We start from the raw sequence: 18,912 nt of genomic DNA, 5'->3' as shown, positions 1-18,912 counted from the left end.
TTTCATGCTTGCTTCTTTACTTTATTTTGTAGAAACTTCGCCTTCAGCTTCTGTTTGCGGAATAAAGTATCCGATTATACCACCAATTATTGCCGGAACGATCCAACCGATTCCTAAGTTATAAAAAGGAATCGTGTGTACGATATTAGCGATAAAACTTGGTATCATTCCCACATTATCAAGTGCATGAATACAACTAATAATGAATGCTGCGATCATTGCTCCGATGTAGACAGAAGGTTTACGTTTCGTATATTTATCTATAAATGATACGAAAATTAAAATAATCGTAATTGGATATAAAATAATTAATACAGGTAATGTAATTTTGATTAATAAACTTAAACCTAAGTTTGAAATCACGAAGCTGAAAATACAAACGTATAGTACGAGCTTTTTGTAAGAAACATTTGTTAATACTGTTGCGAAATAGTTGGCAAATGCACTTACAACACCAATTGCTGTCGTTAAACAAGCGAAGATAATGGCGATGCTTAATAAAACATTACCGCTTGTCCCAAAGAAGTGGTACATAACAGTCGCTAATAGTTGACCACCGTTCTCGAATTGTCCTAAGTTGCCGTTTGAAGCACCGATATAACCGAGTAAGAAGTACACAATTGTTAAAAATAGAGCTGCAATGCTTCCGCAAATAATTGTATATTTAGCGATAGATTTCTTCTCTTGTATACCGTTTTGGCGAATTGCATTTACAACAATTGTTGATAGTACGAGTGCACCGATTGCATCTAACGTTAAAAATCCTTCAAGAAATCCTTTGAAAAACGGAATTTCTTTATAGTCACCAACAGGTTCTGCAAACGTTCCTGGTGAAAGAATTGCTTTTGTTGCCATAATCGCAATAATTCCAAGTAAAATTGGTGTTAATATTTTTCCGATATGATCTACTAATTTTGATGGATTTAATGATAAGAAGTAGACGACTGTAAAGAAAATCGCACTAAAGATTAACATAGAGTACCATTGGTCTGGGAAAAGTGGTGCAATCCCAATTTCGTAAGATACAGATCCAGTTCGTGGAATAACAAATAGTGGGCCGATTGAAAGATAAATAATGATAGCAAATATTGCTGCGAATTTTGGGTGAACACGGCTTGCTAAAGTGTTAAAACTACCACCGGCAAGGGCAACAGCGACGATAGCTAGTAAAGATAAACCGACGTCTGTAATAATAAATCCTGTAATGGAAATCCACATATTTTCTCCGGAAGAAAGACCGAGAAGGGGCGGGAAAATCATATTACCAGCACCGAAGAAAACTGCGAATAGTAGTAAACTAATCGAAAGTATTTGCGCTGGTTTTAAAGTTGTACGCATATAAAGAAAATCCTCCTAATGAGTGTTTTTGTCGAAAATTCAAATAATTTGTCGAGTAACTGTTATTATTTTAAAGGTCTGATGACTAGAAAGCAATAGGGAATTTTGAAAAAATTAAAAAATAATGCATTAAATCGAATAAATATACTATTTATATGTTTAATAGGAAGGATTTAACTTATAGCGTAAAAAAACACATATCACTAGGATACGTGTTTTAAAAAAATATTTTTTTATCACGTTCTTCTTTTAAAATTTCAACCGCTTCTCGGAAACGTTGTGAATGGACGATTTCTCGTTCACGTAAGAAGCGTAGGCTGTCATTTATATCTGGATCATCTGATAAGTTAATAAGCCATTGATATGTTGCGCGTGCTTTTTCTTCAGCCGCAATATCCTCGTATAGGTCGGCAATTGGATCACCTTTAGCCTGTATATAGGTTGCAGTAAATGGAACACCGGCAGCGTTATGGTAGTGGAGTGCACTATCATGATCAGCGTAATGAGGGTCAAGACCAGCAGCTTTCATTTGTTCAGGAGTCGCATCTTTCGTCAGCTTATAAACCATTGTAGCAATCATTTCAAGATGAGCAAATTCTTCTGTACCAATATCAGTAAGTAGGCCAATGACTTTGTCAGGAATTGTATAACGTTGATTTAAGTAACGGAGTGCAGCAGCTAATTCTCCATCTGCACCGCCGTATTGTTCAATTAATAATTTTGCAAGTGCTGGATTGCAAGTTCCTACTTTAACAGGGTATTGTAATTTTTTTTCATAAATCCACATAGTTTCTCTCCTTTATATTTGCCATGGCCAAGGACCTTTGCTCCATTCCCAAGGGGCATTAGAATAGCTGTTTCCAAACTGTTGGAGTGGCCCGTATTTTTCTTCCATCTTTTGTTTTAATACTCTTCGTTTATAGGAAAAGTCATTAAATTGATTAATCGCGGCAGTGTCATCTGGATGTGTATCTAAATAAAGAGTGAGTTCGACTAGTACAAAGTCTAGTTCTTGAAGCTCCAGTAACAGCTTATAATATTCTTCTGGTAGCGATTGAGTCACGTCAGTAGTCACCGCCCTTTTTTATAAGGATTTTCATAATAGTCATAAAAAACAGGCCATAAAGTCCCTTTTTGTAGCGCTTCTTTTGGCGTGAATTGTGGTAAGTTTGGCGGTTGAAAGCCTAAAAATAAATTAGGAGGAGTAGAGTAAAATTTTTTTCCGATAGGAGGGCAAGGATCTTGAGGACTATGATAGGGCACGAATGATCTCATATATTTATTCACGAATAAACCTCCTTACATGTTCATTACTACGTATTGTATTCAGACATAATGAGCATTTATGACACATATAAAAAAGTAATAGGTACGGGGGGAATGAATGTGGAGACTGTGAAACAATTCATTGTATTGGAAGTGAAAAACTTAAAGGAAACGTTATATTTTTACGAAGGGATTTTAGGAATTAAACCTAGTTTAGAAAGACCACAATTAGATGTAACGGGGGTTTGGTATGATGCCGATTCAACGAGAATTAGTTTTGTTATGAATCGCATGTTAGGTGGGCAGGAAAAAAGTGTTACAGATTCATGTGAGGATTTAACATTTACGATTTCTGACATAGAGAAATTGAAAAAGAAGCTAGCGTTTTATGAAATTTTATATACAGAAAATGAATATGCAAAGAGTATTGTAGTACAAGACCCAGATGGATATAAACTTCAAGTGGTAGAGAAGGATGAATAGACGGAGGGGATTTGGTGGAGAGAAATTATGAAGAAAGTGCGTTGTTTGAGCATCAATTTTGGCTAAAAGTGCTGAGTGATCATGCGCAATTTTTACTTGATGCGTTAGCTCCAAAGGAAAAAGAAGATATAAAGAAAGCTACTTATTTTGTTGAAACATTTACGAATCTGTTAAATAAAGTTCGTAATGTGAATCTCGTGGCATTTTCCAAAGAGGCGGAACAAGCAGCTAAGGAGATTCGGACGTTTAAATTAAATATTATACAGAAACAGTTGGAAGGGAAAATTACTATTCATTTTACGCCGACTTTTATTAATCATATGGTAAACGAAGTGGAAGAGTATATAACGGTTTTAGAGTTTTTGAAGAAGGGGGAAATTCCACCTGTTTTTCATGAACTTCATTATCATCTCGTTTGGTTAACAGATGCAGCTGGTCATGCAGGCTCTATTTCTGGTGGGTTAGATCTTGTTGAAAAAAGATTAAAAGAGAAAAGCGAAGAATTTACGAAGCATTTTGAACAATTTTACTTAAAGGCGGTTGAGATGACTGGATATTTACGAACGGAGCTTCATCATTTTCCAGCATTAAAGAAGTTTACAAAAGATGTTTCACTTGAATTGAAATTATTTTCACATTTTTTACATGAAGTGGAAGAACTCGAGTTGTCCAATGAAGTATTAAGTGTATTATCAGCGAGAATGGCAGATCATATGGCAAGGGAAGAATGTTATTATTTATTAAAATTAGCTCAATCATCTGGACTTGAAATGCCGAAATGTAATCCGCTTTAAAGAAAAAGAGGTCAATTTTATTTGGCCTCTTTTTCTGTTTTATTGTCTCTTTTTATTTTTGCTTGTTCAATACTTGCCTGTAATGTCTCCATAATATTGATGATGTTTGGAGCAGGAGAGATGGTTTCCGTTTTTTCCTGTTCTTCAATTTTATTTTCTATTAATTCGGTAAGGGCTTCTTTATATTCATCTGTATATAACTCTTGTTCGAAAGGGTTTGTAAGGTGGTGAATTAAGTTGATTGCTGCGGTGAGTTCTTGTTTTTGAATCGGATAATTTTCGTTACTTGGTAAGTTAGGTATATTTGTTATATCGCGAATTTCATTAGGGTAGTGAATGGTTTGCAACATAAGTCCATCTTCAAAGTTACGGATAATAGCTAAATGTTGTTTTTTTCTAATGGAAATATGGATAAGACCAAGTTTATTCGTACGTTCAAGAGCTTCTTTTAATAATAGATACGATTTTTCGTGTCCTGGAGTAGGGCCTATAAAATAAGAACGATCATAGAGAACAGAATCAATTTCGTTATTTTGGATAAAAGATATAATACGAATAGATCGCGGTTCGTGAGCTTTTTGCAACGCAGATAATTCTTTTTCATCCATAATAATGTACTTATGAGGTGCGTATTCATAGGCTTTTACAATATCTTTATCATCGACTTCTTCATCTGTACAATCGGGAGCGAATTTTTTATATTTAATAGGTGTTAAGCATTCTTTATGGAGGCTTAAAAATTTTATGTCGTTTTCTTCTACGGCGCTATATAGTTTAATTCCTATATTTAATAGTCCAAGTGAAAGTGCACCTTTCCATACGGTATGCAAATGAAATCTCTCCTTTCATTCAAAAATGATTATGTATATTATGAGATAGTAAGAAATTTCCTATACGTTTTTTGTTTTTTATGGAAGGGTAAGCAAAAGGGATTGGAATATAAAATATATTGACAAGCCCTCTAAAATATTTTAATGTGATTGTATAAAATTGTGTATATAAAGGGGAGTAACTTATTACAGTAAAGTCGTCATTACAGGGAGAAACCCTCGGCTTTATTGGCAACGTTTCGTTGTTAGTGAGACCTTTACCAGCAATGGTAAAGGCCCCTTATTGTCTTTTTTAGGACCCTTACCATATTTGGTAGGGGCCTTTTTGTATACAAGGAGAGGAGATATAAAAATGAAAAAACTTATTAGTAGATTAAGAGTTGTATTTCATGTTCGCCGATTTGTTCCATTCCTATTTGACTTTTTTACTTCAAAAGAGGTTTCAATAAAGAAGAAAATCTTATCCATTGCTTTTTTAGTTGGTTATGTAGCGATGCCGCTCGATTTAATTCCAGACTTCTTACCGTTCATCGGTATTTTAGATGATATTGGAATTGTGTTATTTATTTTGAACCGAATTGTAAAAATGGCTCCAGTTCAATTACAAGAAAAGCATAACGTAAACGTAGGATAGGAGTTAAAATATGGAGCAAATTATTTTAGATATAATTGAGTTTTTAAAGCAGTTTTCTTATTTTGGAGTTGTATTAGCTTTAACGTTTGAATTTATTCCGGCAGAAGTCGTTTTGCCTATGGTTGGGTATTGGGTATACGAGGGTGATATGAATTTTTGGCTAGCTGTATTAGCTGGAACACTTGGCGGAACGACAGGACCGTTAACGTTATACGCACTCGGTTATTACGGTGGTCGTCCTCTATTAATAAAGTACGGGAAATACTTCTTTATTAAAGAAGAACAAATTCAAAAAGCAGATGATTTCTTTGAGAAATATGGACCAGTTGTAGCATTTGTTGGACGCTTTGTACCTGGCGTTCGAACGCTTATTTCTGTTCCATGTGGTATGGCGAAAATGAACATATGGAAATTTAGTATATATACATTTGTAGCAATGTTCCCGTTAACGACTTTATATGTCTATTTTGGAATGAAATTAGGTCCACATTGGGAAAAGGCTGCGGATGTTGTGGGGCAATATATGTTACCGATATTACTAGTCGTAGTTATCGTTGTCGGTGGTATTTTAATCTATAAATTTATGAAGAAAAGGAACAGAACGGAATCTATTTAGTCATTTGAATATTTTTTGAAAATAAATGAATAGTACAGGCAAAAGACTCTGAGGGACATACACATATAGGGAATATAAAAGAGAGAGGGGAAACAACTATGTCTTGTGATTGCTCAGGGTCAGCTTTAACTTGTTGTCCAGATAAAAATTATGTGCAAGATAAAGTGTGTAGTCCGTGGTCTGCTACTGTAGTTGCAACAGCAATTGATAATGTTCTCTATACAAATAATATTAACCAAAACGTAGTGGGGACTGGTTTTGTTAAATATGATGTTGGACCAGGACCAATTACTGTAGAGGCGCTTGATTCTGCTGGTACTGTAATAGATACACAAACATTAAACCCAGGAACGAGTATCGGGTTTACGTATCGGCGTTTTGACATTATACAAGTTGTGTTACCTGCAACACCTGCTGGAACGTATCAGGGAGAATTTTGTATTACAACACGTTATCCACTTTCATAGCAGAATAGGAGAGGATTAAAATGGGAATGAGAAGTTCCAGTTTGTCTTGTTGTTCTAATAAAACGCTTGTACAAGATCAAGTATGTACAGACTGGTCTATTACAGGTGCTGGTACTCAAATTGTATATACAAATAATATCACGCAAGAAGTATATGGTTCAGGTTACGTGAAATATGATGTAGGTGCGGCTCCAATTACAGTTGATTTTTTAGTAGGTGCTACAGTAATTGATACAATTACCGTACAACCACAAAGTAGTGGTACTTTCACTGTACGATATTTTACGACTGTTCGAATTACTACAACAGGAACAACTGTTAATCAAGGTGAGTTTTGTATTACAGTACGTTATCCGATTTCATAAAAAGCATACCGCAAATGGTATGCTTTTTTAATTGAGGAAGTAATAAGATTGGTATTTTATAAACAACATGTAAATTGGCAACAGTACTTGCCTTCTAAATATAGTGAAGGATTATGTTGGATATTAGCAATATTAACTGACTGTAAGTCTTTTCCTGTGTACGATATTGTATTACCAGGAAACACAGTGAAAATATTGGTTACTGCTCCAACGATTTCAATGGTAATTGCTTCTGTGCTGCTAGTACTATTGTAAACCGAGACAGTGCCTGATATAGGCAGCATTCCATCACTTTGCCACAGTATCATCGATTGTGATTCATCTTTGGCGGAGGGAATGTTGTTATTCGTTATAAGGAAATTTCCTGCAAATTCATTTGTTACTCGCTCGCAATCTGGATCTGGAGGAGGGGGAGGTGGACAAGGATCTGGGCAAATGATAGACAAAGGAGCAAAACAGCCAATGTTTTTTTTATTCTTCAATACAACCCCCTCCTTTTTAAGTAGTCTTTTACTACTATTAAATGTGGAAGCATGGCCGATGTGTTAAAAAAAAGAAGAAATTGTTAAAAATTAAGATTGTCTAATAGGCTGAAACCTTAAATTATTATTCATGTTATAGAAAAGATTATATGTGGATAGACATGGGAAAAGAATGCTCAGACTCTTTTAGACAAAAAGTGGTTGTATACAATAGTAAGAAGAAAGTTGAACTTAACCTTTAATTAACTGTATATTTACAAAAATCTAATAAAATTCATTTGTTATTTAAACGACATTAATATGCTTTAGATAAAATATCCCTTGTAATGAATCGATTATTATGAGGAGGATTCACGTGGACAGAATGGTTTTGCGAAAAGTAAAAGGTCTTATTGGATTATTAATGGTTTTTGTATTAGCATTTGTATCATTTCCGTGGAGTACATCAGTTAAAGCGGAAGAGAAGAAGCAAGAAAAGGCACCGAGTGAGAAGAAGATCGTTTTTCCGGTTGTAAGTGATGTACATATTAAGAATAGTGGAACAGATGATACGTTTCGCTGGAAACGAGCAATCGAGCAACTGAATACACTTGCACCTAAACAAGATGCGTTTGTAATTGTGGGAGATTTTACTGATTCAGGATCACTGCAACAATATGATCGTTTCATGCAAGTGTATAATGAAAATGCAAATAAAGATGCAGTGCGAATGAATTCTCTAGGAAATCATGATTATTGGAACGGTTTATCTGTAGAGGGCGCACAGAAGCGTTTCTTAGAAAAGACAGGAATGGAATCAATTTATTATCATAAAGTGGTAAAAGGGTATCACTTCCTTGTTATGTCTCCAGAGGACGGGACAACTCATGGATATTATTCGGACAAGCAAATTAATTGGTTAAAAGAAGAAATGGCAAAGGCACAAAAAGATGATCCAGAAAAACCAATTTTCGTATTTTTACACCAACACATTAAAGAGACAGTTTACGGTAGTCATGAATGGGGAACAAAAGATAGCGCAAAAATTAATACGGTATTAAAAGAATATCCGCAGGCTATTACGTTTTCAGGTCATTCACATTATCCGTTAGATGATCCAAGATCGATTCATCAAAAAGACTTTACATCAGTTGGTACATCTTCTATAAGTTACATGGAAGTTGAAGGTGGTAAAGTACAAGGGAATATCCCGCCAGGAGCTAGCACATTAAGCCAAGGCTTATTAGTAGAAGTAGACGATAAAGAAGTAACGATCAATCGCCGTGATTTCCATACAAATTCTTGGACAGGCGAGCCTTGGAAAATTAAATTACCAGCAAAGAAAGACACATTTACACATATAGAAGATCGTGATAAAGAAAAGCCATACTTTGCTAAGGATGCAAAGCTTGCGGTATCAAATGTAACAGAAAATGCGGCAACAGTAACATTTCCACAAGCATTGGACAACCTTCTTGTACATTCTTATCGTGTACAAGCTAGAGATAAGCAAACGGGCGAAATAAAGAATAAATTGTTAGCATTCTCAGAGTTTTATCGTGATCCAGTACCAAAAGATCTTACGTTTACGCTTGCAGGATTAGATGGTGGAAAAACATATATGCTTGAAGTAGTTGCAATCGATTCGTTCGGTAATGAAAGTGCGCAGCCGTTAACGGCAGAAGTTACTACGAAAAAAGATAATATTGATCCGAATGTAAAAGTGCCAAAGGCAGATGTTTTTGATGTGAATTTCTTAGATGGTACATTTAAAGATAATTCATCGTTTGGAACGAAGGGCGATGTGAAAGGGAATGTATCTATTGCATACGATAAAGCTTTAAAAACAAATGTAATGAAATTGAATGGACAAGCTAATACATTTGGATACCTTCCATTTTCAGCAGCACAAAAAGAGAAAGTAGCAAATACGTTCACGCTAGAAACTGTATTTTCAATGAATGAAATTCGCGGACAAGGTATTTTGCAAAATACAGAGAGTGGCGGAATTGGTTTTGAATCTACAGGAAGTGGATATGTTGAATTATGGGCTCACATTGGCGGCAGTTATAAACGCGTTGGCGTTCAATTAGAAGCAAACAAAACATATCACTTAACAGGAACGTATAACGGAAGTGAAGTAGCTATTTATGTAGATGGTAAAAAAGTAAATAGCCAACCGGCTACAGGAAAAGTGTATCATCCAAATGTACCATTTGCACTTGGAGCGGATCCTGATAGCAATGGGAATGGCGGTATTCCGTTAAATGGACAAATCGCACTTGCAAGATTATATAGTAAAGCGTTAAGTTCTTCAGAAGTATTAGCGGCGTACAATGAGTTTTCTAACCGTACGAAATTAGAGCAAGTAAATGCGTTATTTGAAGAGCTTGGAAAAGTAAAAGAAGTGCTAGCTGGTACGTATGAGTTTGGTGATAAGCCAGGTCAATATTCAAAGGAAGCATTTCAAGAATTAGAGAAAAGCTATAATAATGCAAAGCAAGCATTTGAAAATGTAGGGAGTACGGGAGAGCAAATCGTTCAAACGTATAACGAATTAAAAACAGCTAATGTAACATTTGTACAATCTAAAGTAGTAGAACAACCGAAAACACCGAAAGAAAAATTACAAATCAATATTGAATCTGCAAAAGCAGTAGTGAAAAAAGCGCAAGCTGCAAATGTAACGGACGGTTCAGTGAAAGCACTGAGTCAAAAAATTACAGTGGCCGAAGCTGTAGTGAAAGATGTAAAAGTAAAAGATGCACAAGTAGAAACGATGAATCGTACATTAGAGTATACGATTTCACTTGTTGAAAAAAGCATAAACAAATAAGAGAGAAGAAAAGAAGCTTATCATGATAGGCTTCTTTTTTGTTATACTAAAAATAGCATAGAATGAAGGAGCGAATAATTTGGAAGAGAAAAAGCTAAAAAGAATTCTTGAATATGTATGGATCGCGGTTGTGCTCCTTGTAGGATATTATTTCTTAAAAGAAAAAAGTATATGGGTTCTATTTTTAATGACGTTTTTATTAGCGGGTTTAGGCACGTTATTTATTAATTTCTTCTTTGATAGTTTAAATGCATGGAAGAAGAAAAAGAAGGGAACGAAGTAAAGGAGGGAATATATGCAAAAGTGGAAGCTCATATATCAGGTGATTATTTTCCTATTACTTGTAGGTATTGGAATTGTGAAATACGCAACGCCAATAGGAAATTGGGCATCGTTTACAGCTTGCATCGGCATATTTTTCATTTTACAATCGTTAACGAAAAAATATAATAGTACAGAAAAATAGCTCGCCGCTAAAACGGCGAGCTATTTTGTTATGCTTTTTTCTTTTCATCATTCGTTTTTTCGGTAGCTAAGTGACTATGCTTTCTAGAGTAGAAGAAATAGAAGCATAAGCCGACTATAAGCCAAACGGCAAAGCTAATCCATGTCGTTTTAGACAAATTGATCATTAAATATAAGCAGCAAAGAATCGCGACAACTGGTAGTACAGGTACGAAAGGTGTGCGGAATCCGCGTTTTAAGTCAGGGTGTGTTTTTCGTAAAATAAGTACTGCGCAGCAAACGAATGTGAAGGCTGTTAATGTCCCGATGTTTACTAAATTCGCTAATACGTGCAGATCTAAAAGTCCTGCTAATAAAGCGGCAACAACACCAGTAATCCACGTGTTTAATAAAGGGATTTTCACTCTTTTATTTACACGTGCTAACGCTTTTGGAAGTAAACCGTCACGGCTCATCGCATACGAAACGCGAACTTGTCCATACATAACGACTAAGAGAACGGTTGTCATTCCAGTCATCGCTCCAACAGCGAGTAGTCCTGCAATTGTATCCTCGCCAACGAAATGTAAGGCAAATGCAACTGGATCAGAAACATCTAATTGTGTATAAGGAACCATACCTGTTAAAACGAAAGATACAATCATATATAAAACAGTACAAATAAGAAGGGAACCGATAATGCCAATTGGTAAATCGCGCTGTGGTTTTTTCGTTTCTTCCGCAGCGGTTGCGATTGCATCAAAGCCTAAGAAGGCGAAGAATACAGTAGCAGCTCCAGTAATAATACCGTCGTATCCGAATGGAATGAACGGCGTCCAATTTTCAGGCTTTACATATTTTGCGCCTGCTACGATAAAGGCGATAATAACGGCTAACTTGATAAGAACCATAATATTATTAATGCGTGCGCTTTCGCGTATACCAAAACTTAAAAGCCCCGTAATGATGAGTAAAATACAAACAGCTGGTAAATCGATGAGACCACCTTTTCCTACGCCAGGTGCTGAGGCGACTATGGCGGGCAGATGGACGTTAAATCCTTGTAGTAAAGATTGTAAATAACCAGACCAACCGACAGCTACTGCTGCGACTGCAAGTAAATATTCGAGCATTAAACACCATCCGACGATGAAGGCGACGACTTCACCGACTGTCATGTATGCGTAAGTATACACACTTCCTGAGACAGGAATAGAAGAAGCAAATTCAGCATAACAAAAGGCTACACAAGCACAAGTAAATGCAGCAATAAGAAATGATAGCATAATACCAGGACCAGAATGTTTCGCTGCAACAATACCTGTTAATACAAATATACCTGTCCCAATTACGGCGCCAATTCCTAAAAACGTTAAATCGAGTGCAGTTAATGTTCTATCTAGCTGCTTTGGTGATTCAGTACTAAGCGCTTTTTTTCGTAATAATGACTTCACTTTGGACTCTCCCCCCGTTTTTTCATTTCCATAACTGCGAATGTAGTATGAGCCCACTAGAAAAGAGTATGTAAGTAAATGGAGGTACAGTTATGGTGCATAGTTTTTTAAAATTGCTGGATTAATCTTAATATAATTCAGAATATTTTGTCAAATGAAAATATGACAAATAAAATGCGGATGAATAGGAGAAACTACTTGCAGGAATGGACGAGGGTTAACGCCCCACTGATCAAAGTTAAAGTAGGAGAAGATGTTATGTTATTTTATTTTGAACTTGTCGTCATTTTACTTTGTACGAAATTAGCTGGTGATATTAGCGTGAGGCTTGGCCAGCCTTCTGTACTTGGTAAATTAATTATCGGTATTATTATCGGTCCAGCTGTACTTGGTATTATAAATAGTTCTGAATTAATCGATGAACTGAGTGAGATTGGTGTTTTGCTACTTATGTTTATGGCTGGACTTGAAACAGATTTAGAAGAGTTAAATCGGAATTTGAAATCGTCATTTGCAGTAGCAGCTGGTGGAATTATTTTTCCTTTCATAGGTGGTTATGTAACAGGATTGCTGTTTGGATTAATACAATCTCATGCCATTTTTTTAGGATTATTACTTTGCGCAACGTCAGTTAGTATTACAGTGCAAACGCTAAGAGATTTAGGGAAAATGAATACGAGAGAAAGTACAACGATTTTAGGTGCTGCCGTATTTGATGACGTCATCGTCGTTATTTTATTAGCGTTTGTTATGAGCTTTTTAGGAACGCAAGATGTGAATATAACACTTGTTATCGTAAAGAAAATTATCTTCTTTGTTAGCATTGTTTTTATTGCATGGAAAGTTGTTCCTTGGATTATGAAAATGCTCGTGCCGCTTCGTGTAACAGAAGCGTTAATTAGCGCGGCTCTTATTATTTGCTTCTCTTTTTCTTATTACAGTGAAATGATGGGAATTGCAGGCATTATTGGAGCATTTGCAGCCGGAATTGCCATTTCTCAAACAGAGTATAAGCACGAAGTAGAACATAAAATTGAACCGATTGCGTATGCAATATTTGTACCGGTGTTCTTCGTAAGTATCGGAATGGAAATTACATTTCAAGGTATCGGAAGCCAACTTTGGTTCATTATCATCATGACGCTTATTGCGATTTTCACAAAGTTAATTGGATCCGGTTTAGGAGCAAGACTAACAGGATTCAATCTTCAATCTTCTATTAGTATTGGTGCGGGAATGGTATCGCGTGGTGAAGTAGCACTTATCATCGCAGCGAATGGACTTACGGCGAATTTATTAGCGAAAGAAAATTTCACAGCGATTGTTATTGTTGTTATATTGACAACGATTATTACCCCGCCGCTTTTGAAGAAGTATTTTGTATAGAGAGGAAGAGCTTATCTGATGTGGGTAAGCTCTTTTTTTATTGGAAAAGCAATAGTCATGTGGCATGAAAGGTTTGTAATTATGGTAAAATCTATGTATGTGATATGACAAGGAGAGGGATGTGTTTGAGGATTACGAAGGAAAAGATTATAGGTGTAATTATACTTCTTTTATTGTGCATACCATTTACTGCATGGAAAGAATCAAAAGTGAAAGATTTTCCGGTTTCTATTTTCTCGGAAGAAGCAGATGGTGAGTACGATCAGAAGCTGAAATATACTGCTTTTTTACCTGATGTTGCGATTTGGATGAACGGTTGGGAAAAGAAGTGGACAGAAGGGGAAAGAACTGTTTATCAAAAAGGGAATCGCATTGTAAATGTGTTTCATCCTCCTGGCGATGATGGTTTTTACCTTCTTGAAGCAAGAGAAAATAAGTGAACGCAACCGTAAGAAGTGGAGGTTAAATAGTGAAAGCTTCAACATTACTATTTAAAATTGAAAGTAATATGGATCAATTTTCACCAGCTGAAAAAAAGGTTGCCATGTACATAATGGAGAATGCAGAGATTGTTCCGAACTTAACGACGAAAGAAGTGTCAACGAATGCAGGTGCAAGTGAAGCGAGTGTTGTTCGTTTTTGTAAGTCGATTGGGATTGGGAGCTTTAAAGCATTTAAAATCGCGCTCGTTCGTGAATTAACGATTGCTGATTATAATATTAATGATTTTTCAGTGATGAATACGGAAGATGGCCCGTACGACTTGTTTAATAAAGTTACATATGTGAATAAAGCTGCAATTGAGGCGAGCGTTACGGCTATTGATAAGAAGGAGCTTGAGAAAGCAGCGGATCGTATTGTAAATGCGGATAAAATTATATTTTACGGAGTAGGTGGATCAGCAACTCCAGCAATGGACGGGGCTTATAAATTTACAAGACTCGGATTTACAGCGATGATGCTATCTGATTTTCATATGATGTTGCCGCTTGTGACGAATTTAAAAGAAGGCGATATATTTGTGGCGATTTCAACATCTGGTCGTACGAAAGATGTACTTGAAATGGCGCAATATGCGAAGAGACAAGGTGCAACAGTTATTGCAATTACAAAGCTTGATCAATCATCACCGTTATATAAAGAGGCGGATATTCGCCTTTGTATGCCAGATGTAGAACAAGATCATCGTATTGCAAGTATTGCTTCAAGAATGACGCAATTGAACATGATAGATGCTCTATATGTGATTACCTTTAATCGCATTGGTAATAAAGTGCTAGATCAATTTATGGATACAAGAGAAGAAGCTTTGCGATTACGGAAGCTGAAATGAAAAGATGGGGAAACCCATCTTTTTTGCATACGGACGGACATAAATTCGTCATGAAAAGAAATTAAATTTCATAAAATAATAAAGTGATATTGATTTTAAATTTCTTAAAGTTATAATGAAAGTATGAAATTAAATTTCAAAGTAGGTGGGAATATGTTAGAAAATTTATCGACAGAACATCGCAATGAGAAGACGATGAATTTAGATGAGATGAGCATAAAAGAAGTTTTGCAAAGTATGAATGAAGAAGATCGAACTGTTGCATTAGCAGTTGAAAATGAAATAGAACAAATTGAAAAGGTTGTAGGGGCTGTTATTCAATCTTTCGAAGAAGAGGGCCGATTAATTTACATTGGGGCTGGTACGAGTGGCCGTTTAGGTATTTTGGACGCAGTGGAATGTCCGCCGACATTTGGCACAGACGATAAAATGGTGCAAGGATTTATAGCAGGTGGATTGAAAGCGTTTACTAAAGCGGTAGAAGGTGCAGAAGATCGCGAAGAATTAGCAGAAGAAGATTTGAAAAGTATTGGATTAAATGAGAAAGATACAGTGATTGGAATTGCAGCAAGTGGTCGAACTCCTTATGTTATTGGTGGCTTGAAGTACGCGAATAGCGTAGGAGCGAGTACAGCTAGTATCTCCTGTAATAAAAATGCTGAAATAAGTAAATATGCAAAACTAAACGTGGAAGTAGAAACAGGCGCAGAAATTTTAACAGGATCAACGCGTTTGAAAGCTGGTACAGCGCAAAAACTAGTGCTCAATATGATTTCAACAGCATCTATGATTGGTGTAGGGAAAGTATATAAAAACTTGATGGTAGATGTTCAATCTACAAATGAAAAGTTAATAGAACGATCAAAACGAATTATTGTGGAAGCAACAGGTGTTAGTTATGAAGTAGCGGCAGAGCATTATGAAAAAGCAGAACGTAACGTGAAAGCTGCGATTGTTATGGTGTTATTGCAGTGTGAGTATGGGGAAGCACTGGAGAAACTAAAAGAAGCGAAAGGGTTTGTGAAGAAGGCACTATAAAATAATAGGGAGGGGGATTCTATTATGAAGAAAGAAGAGAGAATGGCCAGAGAAATTTCAGAGCAACTTGGGGGAGTAAAAAATATTCGTGGCATTGCTCATTGTATGACGAGACTACGATTAACGCTTCATGATGAAAGTAAAGTGAACATGGACCTTTTGAAAAAGGTTGAAGGGGTTATGGGCGTTATTGAAGATGAGACGCTTCAAGTTGTCGTTGGTCCGGGAACGGTAAATAAAGTAGCAGCAGAGATGGAAGGTTTAACGGGACTGCGAATTGGTGAGGTGGCAGATCATCACCTTGAAGATCTTGGGCAAGAGATGAAGTCAGAGATTAAAAAGAAAAATAATACACCGGTGAAAAACTTTTTAAGAAAAATAGGAAGTATTTTCATTCCGTTAATTCCGGGTCTTGTTGCGTCAGGTATTATAAACGGGGTTGCTAACTTTGCGAAAAACGCAGGTGCTGATCCGAATGCAACGTGGCTACAAATGTTATTACTTATTGGCGGCGGTATCTTTACATTCTTAGGCATTTTAGTCGGCTGGAATACAGCGAAAGAGTTTGGCGGGACTCCAGTTCTTGGGGCGATTGCTGGTATTTTAATTTTTAACCCGGCGATGGCGAATGTAAAATTATTCGGTGAAGCGCTCGTACCCGGACGGGGCGGATTGTTTGCCGTTATTTTTGCAGCGTGGCTTATGGTTGTAGTGGAAAGACAAGTTCGAAAAGCTGTACCAAATGCAGTTGATATTATCATAACGCCACTTATTACTGTGTTAGTCGTAAGTATCGTAACGATGTTAGCAATTCAGCCGGTAGCAGGTTTCTTATCTGAAGGAATTACGAGCGGAATTAATGGTATTTTAAGTATTGGCGGAGCGTTTGCTGGGGCAGTACTTGCTGGAACATTTTTACCGCTCGTTATGGTCGGATTACATCACGGTTTAACACCGATTCACATGGAGTTTATTAATCAAACGCACGTAACGCCTTTATTACCGGTACTTGCAATGGCTGGCGCTGGGCAAGTAGGAGCAGCGATTGCTATTTTTGTAAAAACAAAAAACAAACGACTGCGTAACGTAATTAAAGGGGCATTACCAGTTGGATTTTTAGGAATTGGTGAACCGTTATTATACGGGGTTACATTACCACTGGGAAAACCGTTTCTTACAGCTTGTTTAGGAGCAGCAGTTGGCGGTGCGTTCCAAGCAGTTATGAAAACAGCTGCACTCGGAATTGGTGTATCAGGATTATCATTAATTCCGTTAATTGCTGATAATAAATATTTATTATATTTCCTTGGATTAGTAGTGGCATATACGTTCGGATTCATCTTTACGTACTTCTTCGGATTTAAAGAAGAAATGGCAGAAAACATATAGAGAAAGGGATTCCTTTCTCTTTTTCTATTTATAGAAAGGGAGATTCATATGATTGGAGTTTCAATTTACCTTGCAAAAGAACGAGTAAAGAAGCAAGAAGAGTGGCTAAAAGTAGCGAAGGAAAACGGGTTTTCATCTATTTTTACATCATTGCACATTCCTGAAGATGACCCTGGTACGTATAAAGAGCTAATTCAAATACTTGGGAAACAAGCTCTTGAAAATAACATGGAATTAATGGTCGATGTTTCTCCAAAATCGTTACACCATTTAGGGATGACGTATGAAAATGTGGAGGATCTACTGGACTGGGGTATTACAGGCTTAAGAATGGACTACGGCATTGCGCCAAAAGAAATCGCACGCGTATCTCACAAGATGAAAGTAGCTTTAAATGCGAGCACGATTACAGATTCATTTTGGAAAGAGTTAATTACTGAAAAGATACGGGTCGAGAATGTAGAAGCGTGGCATAATTTTTACCCGCGTCCAGAAACAGGACTAGCAAAGTCCTTTTTACAAAAACAAAACCAATACTTGCATGAGTGCGGAATAAAAACGATGGCATTTATTCCGGGAGATGGTGAAAAGCGTGGTCCACTATATGAAGGCTTACCGACGCTAGAAAAGCATCGTTATATGAGACCGCTCGAAGCGTACTTAGAACTTGTACAACATTGTGGTGTTGATAAAGTGTTAATCGGGGATATAAGCGGAAGTGTAGAAAGTGTACAAGAGATAGCGAGTGCGAGTAGAGGGATTATTCCATTGCGTTACAAATCATTTATAACTGATAATGAAGTATTAAAAGTGGTGGAGCAAGTGCATACAAATAGGCTGGATCCAGCCCGTGATGTCATTCGGTCTGTAGAATCACGAGAAGAACATAAAGTGATTTTACAGCCAATGAATGCAATTGTAAGAAAGAAAGGCAGCATTACAATTGATAATGAATTGTACGGTAGATATGCAGGAGAGATGCAAGTTGCTATACATGATTTGCCTGTAGATGAGAAAGTGAACGTTGTTGGCATGGTTGTAGAAGAGGATATTTCTTTATTGCCGTATGTTGGCGCTGGAAAAATGTTTCAACTTTTTTGTGCGATAGAGTAAAAGCTTGAATTAACGCTACTTTGTAGGAAAACATTATCCGTAAAAGGGATAATGTTTTTTGTTTTCTTTAAAAAAGTATTTGACGAATGAAATGAAATACCGTATTGTTTTGACTTGTAAATAAAAGTTCACCATAACAAAACAAAAAGGAGAGAAAAAAATGAATCAATATATTGGGAATTTAATTATTCGTATCGTGTTAGGAGTAACGTTCTTTGCACATGGTTTAGCGAAGTTTCAATCAGGTATCGATAACGTAGCAGGCTGGTTTACAAGCATTGGCTTACCGGGTGGTCTAGCGTATGGCGTAGCAACAGTTGAATTAGTTGGTGGTATATTATTAATTATCGGTTTAGGCGTAAAGTATGTAGGATTGTTATTCGCTCTTATTTTAGCTGGAGCTATCGTAAAGGTAAATGGAGCAGCAGGTTTATTAGGAGATGGAAAGAATCCAGGATATGAATTAGACCTTGCATTATTATCAATGGGTGCGTATTTATTCGTTGTAAAAGCAGAAGGATATGTAGACCGTTTCATAAAAGAGAAAGTAATGAAAACGAAGTAGATTTTATTTATAAATTGTTGACTTAAAGGATCATTGTAACTATAATGATTACAACGTGTAGATTAAGAATAAAACAATTTAAATATTTTTTTGGGTAGGT

General features: G+C 36.4%; 23 protein-coding genes. 16 read left to right on the top strand and 7 right to left on the bottom strand.

Translation table 11 applies throughout. The annotated features are described in order from the left end of the window. Positions 1-21 precede the first annotated feature (21 nt). The 4 genes from brnQ2 to PQF83_RS20280 form a co-directional block, all read right to left on the bottom strand. Positions 22-1,338, bottom strand: coding sequence for a branched-chain amino acid transport system II carrier protein BrnQ2 (brnQ2, locus tag PQF83_RS20295; RefSeq protein WP_001260893.1), 1,317 nt, complete (start codon positions 1,336-1,338; stop codon positions 22-24). Between the two features lie 217 nt (positions 1,339-1,555). Beyond that, complete coding sequence (gene cotJC, locus PQF83_RS20290) at positions 1,556-2,125, bottom strand: spore coat protein CotJC (protein ID WP_000265273.1); 570 nt, start codon at positions 2,123-2,125, stop codon at positions 1,556-1,558. 12 nt (positions 2,126-2,137) lie between these two features. Beyond that, positions 2,138-2,401 carry a spore coat protein CotJB gene (locus PQF83_RS20285; RefSeq protein WP_000194491.1) on the bottom strand — a complete coding sequence of 88 codons (264 nt, stop codon included), beginning with the start codon at positions 2,399-2,401 and terminating at the stop codon, positions 2,138-2,140. A gap of 8 nt (positions 2,402-2,409) precedes the next feature. Next, complete coding sequence (locus PQF83_RS20280; RefSeq protein ID WP_001046258.1) at positions 2,410-2,625, bottom strand: spore coat associated protein CotJA; 216 nt, start codon at positions 2,623-2,625, stop codon at positions 2,410-2,412. Positions 2,626-2,673: 48 nt separating this feature from the next. Between PQF83_RS20280 and PQF83_RS20275 the strand changes: the two genes are divergently transcribed. Continuing rightward, a complete protein-coding gene (locus PQF83_RS20275) occupies positions 2,674-3,087 on the top strand; it encodes a VOC family protein (RefSeq protein WP_141402924.1) in 414 nt (137 codons plus the stop codon). A gap of 14 nt (positions 3,088-3,101) precedes the next feature. Further along, the gene (locus PQF83_RS20270) at positions 3,102-3,881 is read left to right on the top strand and encodes a DUF2935 domain-containing protein (RefSeq protein WP_000440969.1); all 780 of its coding nucleotides are present in this window, start codon (positions 3,102-3,104) and stop codon (positions 3,879-3,881) included. A 17-nt stretch (positions 3,882-3,898) separates the two neighbouring features. On the opposite strand, the gene ku is transcribed toward PQF83_RS20270, so the two are convergent. Continuing rightward, positions 3,899-4,711: a non-homologous end joining protein Ku gene (gene ku, locus PQF83_RS20265; RefSeq protein WP_000557757.1), complete on the bottom strand. Its 813-nt coding sequence runs from the start codon at positions 4,709-4,711 to the stop codon at positions 3,899-3,901. Positions 4,712-5,063: 352 nt separating this feature from the next. On the opposite strand from ku, the gene PQF83_RS20260 reads away from it, so the two are divergent. The 4 genes from PQF83_RS20260 (at position 5,064) to PQF83_RS20245 (ending at position 6,793) form a co-directional block, all read left to right on the top strand. Next, positions 5,064-5,345: a YkvA family protein gene (locus PQF83_RS20260; protein WP_000733844.1), complete on the top strand. Its 282-nt coding sequence runs from the start codon at positions 5,064-5,066 to the stop codon at positions 5,343-5,345. A 10-nt stretch (positions 5,346-5,355) separates the two neighbouring features. Further along, entirely contained in the window at positions 5,356-5,961 is a 606-nt protein-coding gene (locus tag PQF83_RS20255) for a DedA family protein (protein ID WP_000435019.1), read from the top strand. A gap of 98 nt (positions 5,962-6,059) precedes the next feature. After that, entirely contained in the window at positions 6,060-6,428 is a 369-nt protein-coding gene (locus tag PQF83_RS20250; protein WP_001277521.1) for a DUF3992 domain-containing protein, read from the top strand. Positions 6,429-6,448: 20 nt separating this feature from the next. Continuing rightward, a complete protein-coding gene (locus PQF83_RS20245; RefSeq protein ID WP_000525809.1) occupies positions 6,449-6,793 on the top strand; it encodes a DUF3992 domain-containing protein in 345 nt (114 codons plus the stop codon). A gap of 56 nt (positions 6,794-6,849) precedes the next feature. On the opposite strand, the gene PQF83_RS20240 is transcribed toward PQF83_RS20245, so the two are convergent. Further along, a complete protein-coding gene (locus PQF83_RS20240) occupies positions 6,850-7,275 on the bottom strand; it encodes an S-Ena type endospore appendage (protein ID WP_000791313.1) in 426 nt (141 codons plus the stop codon). A gap of 355 nt (positions 7,276-7,630) precedes the next feature. Here PQF83_RS20240 and PQF83_RS20235 point away from each other — a divergent pair, with 355 nt between their 5' ends. The 3 genes from PQF83_RS20235 to PQF83_RS20225 all read left to right on the top strand — a co-directional run bounded on the left by PQF83_RS20235 (position 7,631) and on the right by PQF83_RS20225 (position 10,556). Next, on the top strand, positions 7,631-10,090 hold the full coding sequence (locus tag PQF83_RS20235; protein ID WP_000375641.1) for a LamG-like jellyroll fold domain-containing protein: 2,460 nt from the start codon (positions 7,631-7,633) through the stop codon (positions 10,088-10,090). A 79-nt stretch (positions 10,091-10,169) separates the two neighbouring features. Next, positions 10,170-10,373, top strand: coding sequence for a hypothetical protein (locus PQF83_RS20230; RefSeq protein WP_000391504.1), 204 nt, complete (start codon positions 10,170-10,172; stop codon positions 10,371-10,373). Between the two features lie 12 nt (positions 10,374-10,385). Further along, a complete protein-coding gene (locus PQF83_RS20225; protein ID WP_001174836.1) occupies positions 10,386-10,556 on the top strand; it encodes a hypothetical protein in 171 nt (56 codons plus the stop codon). A 28-nt stretch (positions 10,557-10,584) separates the two neighbouring features. Here PQF83_RS20225 and PQF83_RS20220 read toward each other — a convergent pair whose 3' ends face one another. Further along, complete coding sequence (locus PQF83_RS20220; protein ID WP_000838719.1) at positions 10,585-11,988, bottom strand: amino acid permease; 1,404 nt, start codon at positions 11,986-11,988, stop codon at positions 10,585-10,587. A gap of 180 nt (positions 11,989-12,168) precedes the next feature. On the opposite strand from PQF83_RS20220, the gene PQF83_RS20215 reads away from it, so the two are divergent. The 7 genes from PQF83_RS20215 to PQF83_RS20185 all read left to right on the top strand — a co-directional run bounded on the left by PQF83_RS20215 (position 12,169) and on the right by PQF83_RS20185 (position 18,812). After that, positions 12,169-13,374, top strand: a complete 1,206-nt coding sequence (locus PQF83_RS20215) for a cation:proton antiporter (protein WP_117611429.1) — start codon at positions 12,169-12,171, stop codon at positions 13,372-13,374. 125 nt (positions 13,375-13,499) lie between these two features. After that, complete coding sequence (locus tag PQF83_RS20210; protein WP_001223240.1) at positions 13,500-13,814, top strand: hypothetical protein; 315 nt, start codon at positions 13,500-13,502, stop codon at positions 13,812-13,814. Between the two features lie 29 nt (positions 13,815-13,843). Then, positions 13,844-14,707, top strand: a complete 864-nt coding sequence (locus PQF83_RS20205) for a MurR/RpiR family transcriptional regulator (RefSeq protein ID WP_000648162.1) — start codon at positions 13,844-13,846, stop codon at positions 14,705-14,707. Between the two features lie 153 nt (positions 14,708-14,860). Further along, complete coding sequence (murQ, locus tag PQF83_RS20200) at positions 14,861-15,745, top strand: N-acetylmuramic acid 6-phosphate etherase (protein WP_000892362.1); 885 nt, start codon at positions 14,861-14,863, stop codon at positions 15,743-15,745. Between the two features lie 24 nt (positions 15,746-15,769). Next, positions 15,770-17,134, top strand: coding sequence for a PTS transporter subunit EIIC (locus PQF83_RS20195; protein WP_000711318.1), 1,365 nt, complete (start codon positions 15,770-15,772; stop codon positions 17,132-17,134). Positions 17,135-17,182: 48 nt separating this feature from the next. Continuing rightward, positions 17,183-18,247, top strand: coding sequence for a DUF871 domain-containing protein (locus tag PQF83_RS20190; RefSeq protein WP_000580607.1), 1,065 nt, complete (start codon positions 17,183-17,185; stop codon positions 18,245-18,247). A 160-nt stretch (positions 18,248-18,407) separates the two neighbouring features. After that, on the top strand, positions 18,408-18,812 hold the full coding sequence (locus PQF83_RS20185) for a DoxX family protein (RefSeq protein WP_001077745.1): 405 nt from the start codon (positions 18,408-18,410) through the stop codon (positions 18,810-18,812). Positions 18,813-18,912: the final 100 nt, after the last annotated feature.

Origin of the sequence: Bacillus sp. FF-1 (assembly GCF_028548245.1) — a bacterium.
Taxonomy (GTDB): domain Bacteria; phylum Bacillota; class Bacilli; order Bacillales; family Bacillaceae_G; genus Bacillus_A; species Bacillus_A paranthracis.
The sequence above is the reverse complement of the archived record's forward strand: the minus strand, read 5'-3'. Positions and strand labels throughout refer to the sequence as shown.

Coding starts and splice junctions, on each gene's coding strand:
- brnQ2 (WP_001260893.1), bottom strand. CDS start 1,338: ATGCGTACAACTTTAAAACCAGCGCAAATACTTTCGATTAGTTTACTA.
- cotJC (WP_000265273.1), bottom strand. CDS start 2,125: ATGTGGATTTATGAAAAAAAATTACAATACCCTGTTAAAGTAGGAACT.
- PQF83_RS20275 (WP_141402924.1), top strand. CDS start 2,674: ATGAGCATTTATGACACATATAAAAAAGTAATAGGTACGGGGGGAATG.
- PQF83_RS20260 (WP_000733844.1), top strand. CDS start 5,064: ATGAAAAAACTTATTAGTAGATTAAGAGTTGTATTTCATGTTCGCCGA.
- PQF83_RS20255 (WP_000435019.1), top strand. CDS start 5,356: ATGGAGCAAATTATTTTAGATATAATTGAGTTTTTAAAGCAGTTTTCT.
- PQF83_RS20250 (WP_001277521.1), top strand. CDS start 6,060: ATGTCTTGTGATTGCTCAGGGTCAGCTTTAACTTGTTGTCCAGATAAA.
- PQF83_RS20245 (WP_000525809.1), top strand. CDS start 6,449: ATGGGAATGAGAAGTTCCAGTTTGTCTTGTTGTTCTAATAAAACGCTT.
- PQF83_RS20225 (WP_001174836.1), top strand. CDS start 10,386: ATGCAAAAGTGGAAGCTCATATATCAGGTGATTATTTTCCTATTACTT.
- PQF83_RS20215 (WP_117611429.1), top strand. CDS start 12,169: ATGAATAGGAGAAACTACTTGCAGGAATGGACGAGGGTTAACGCCCCA.
- murQ (WP_000892362.1), top strand. CDS start 14,861: ATGTTAGAAAATTTATCGACAGAACATCGCAATGAGAAGACGATGAAT.
- PQF83_RS20195 (WP_000711318.1), top strand. CDS start 15,770: ATGAAGAAAGAAGAGAGAATGGCCAGAGAAATTTCAGAGCAACTTGGG.
- PQF83_RS20190 (WP_000580607.1), top strand. CDS start 17,183: ATGATTGGAGTTTCAATTTACCTTGCAAAAGAACGAGTAAAGAAGCAA.
- PQF83_RS20185 (WP_001077745.1), top strand. CDS start 18,408: ATGAATCAATATATTGGGAATTTAATTATTCGTATCGTGTTAGGAGTA.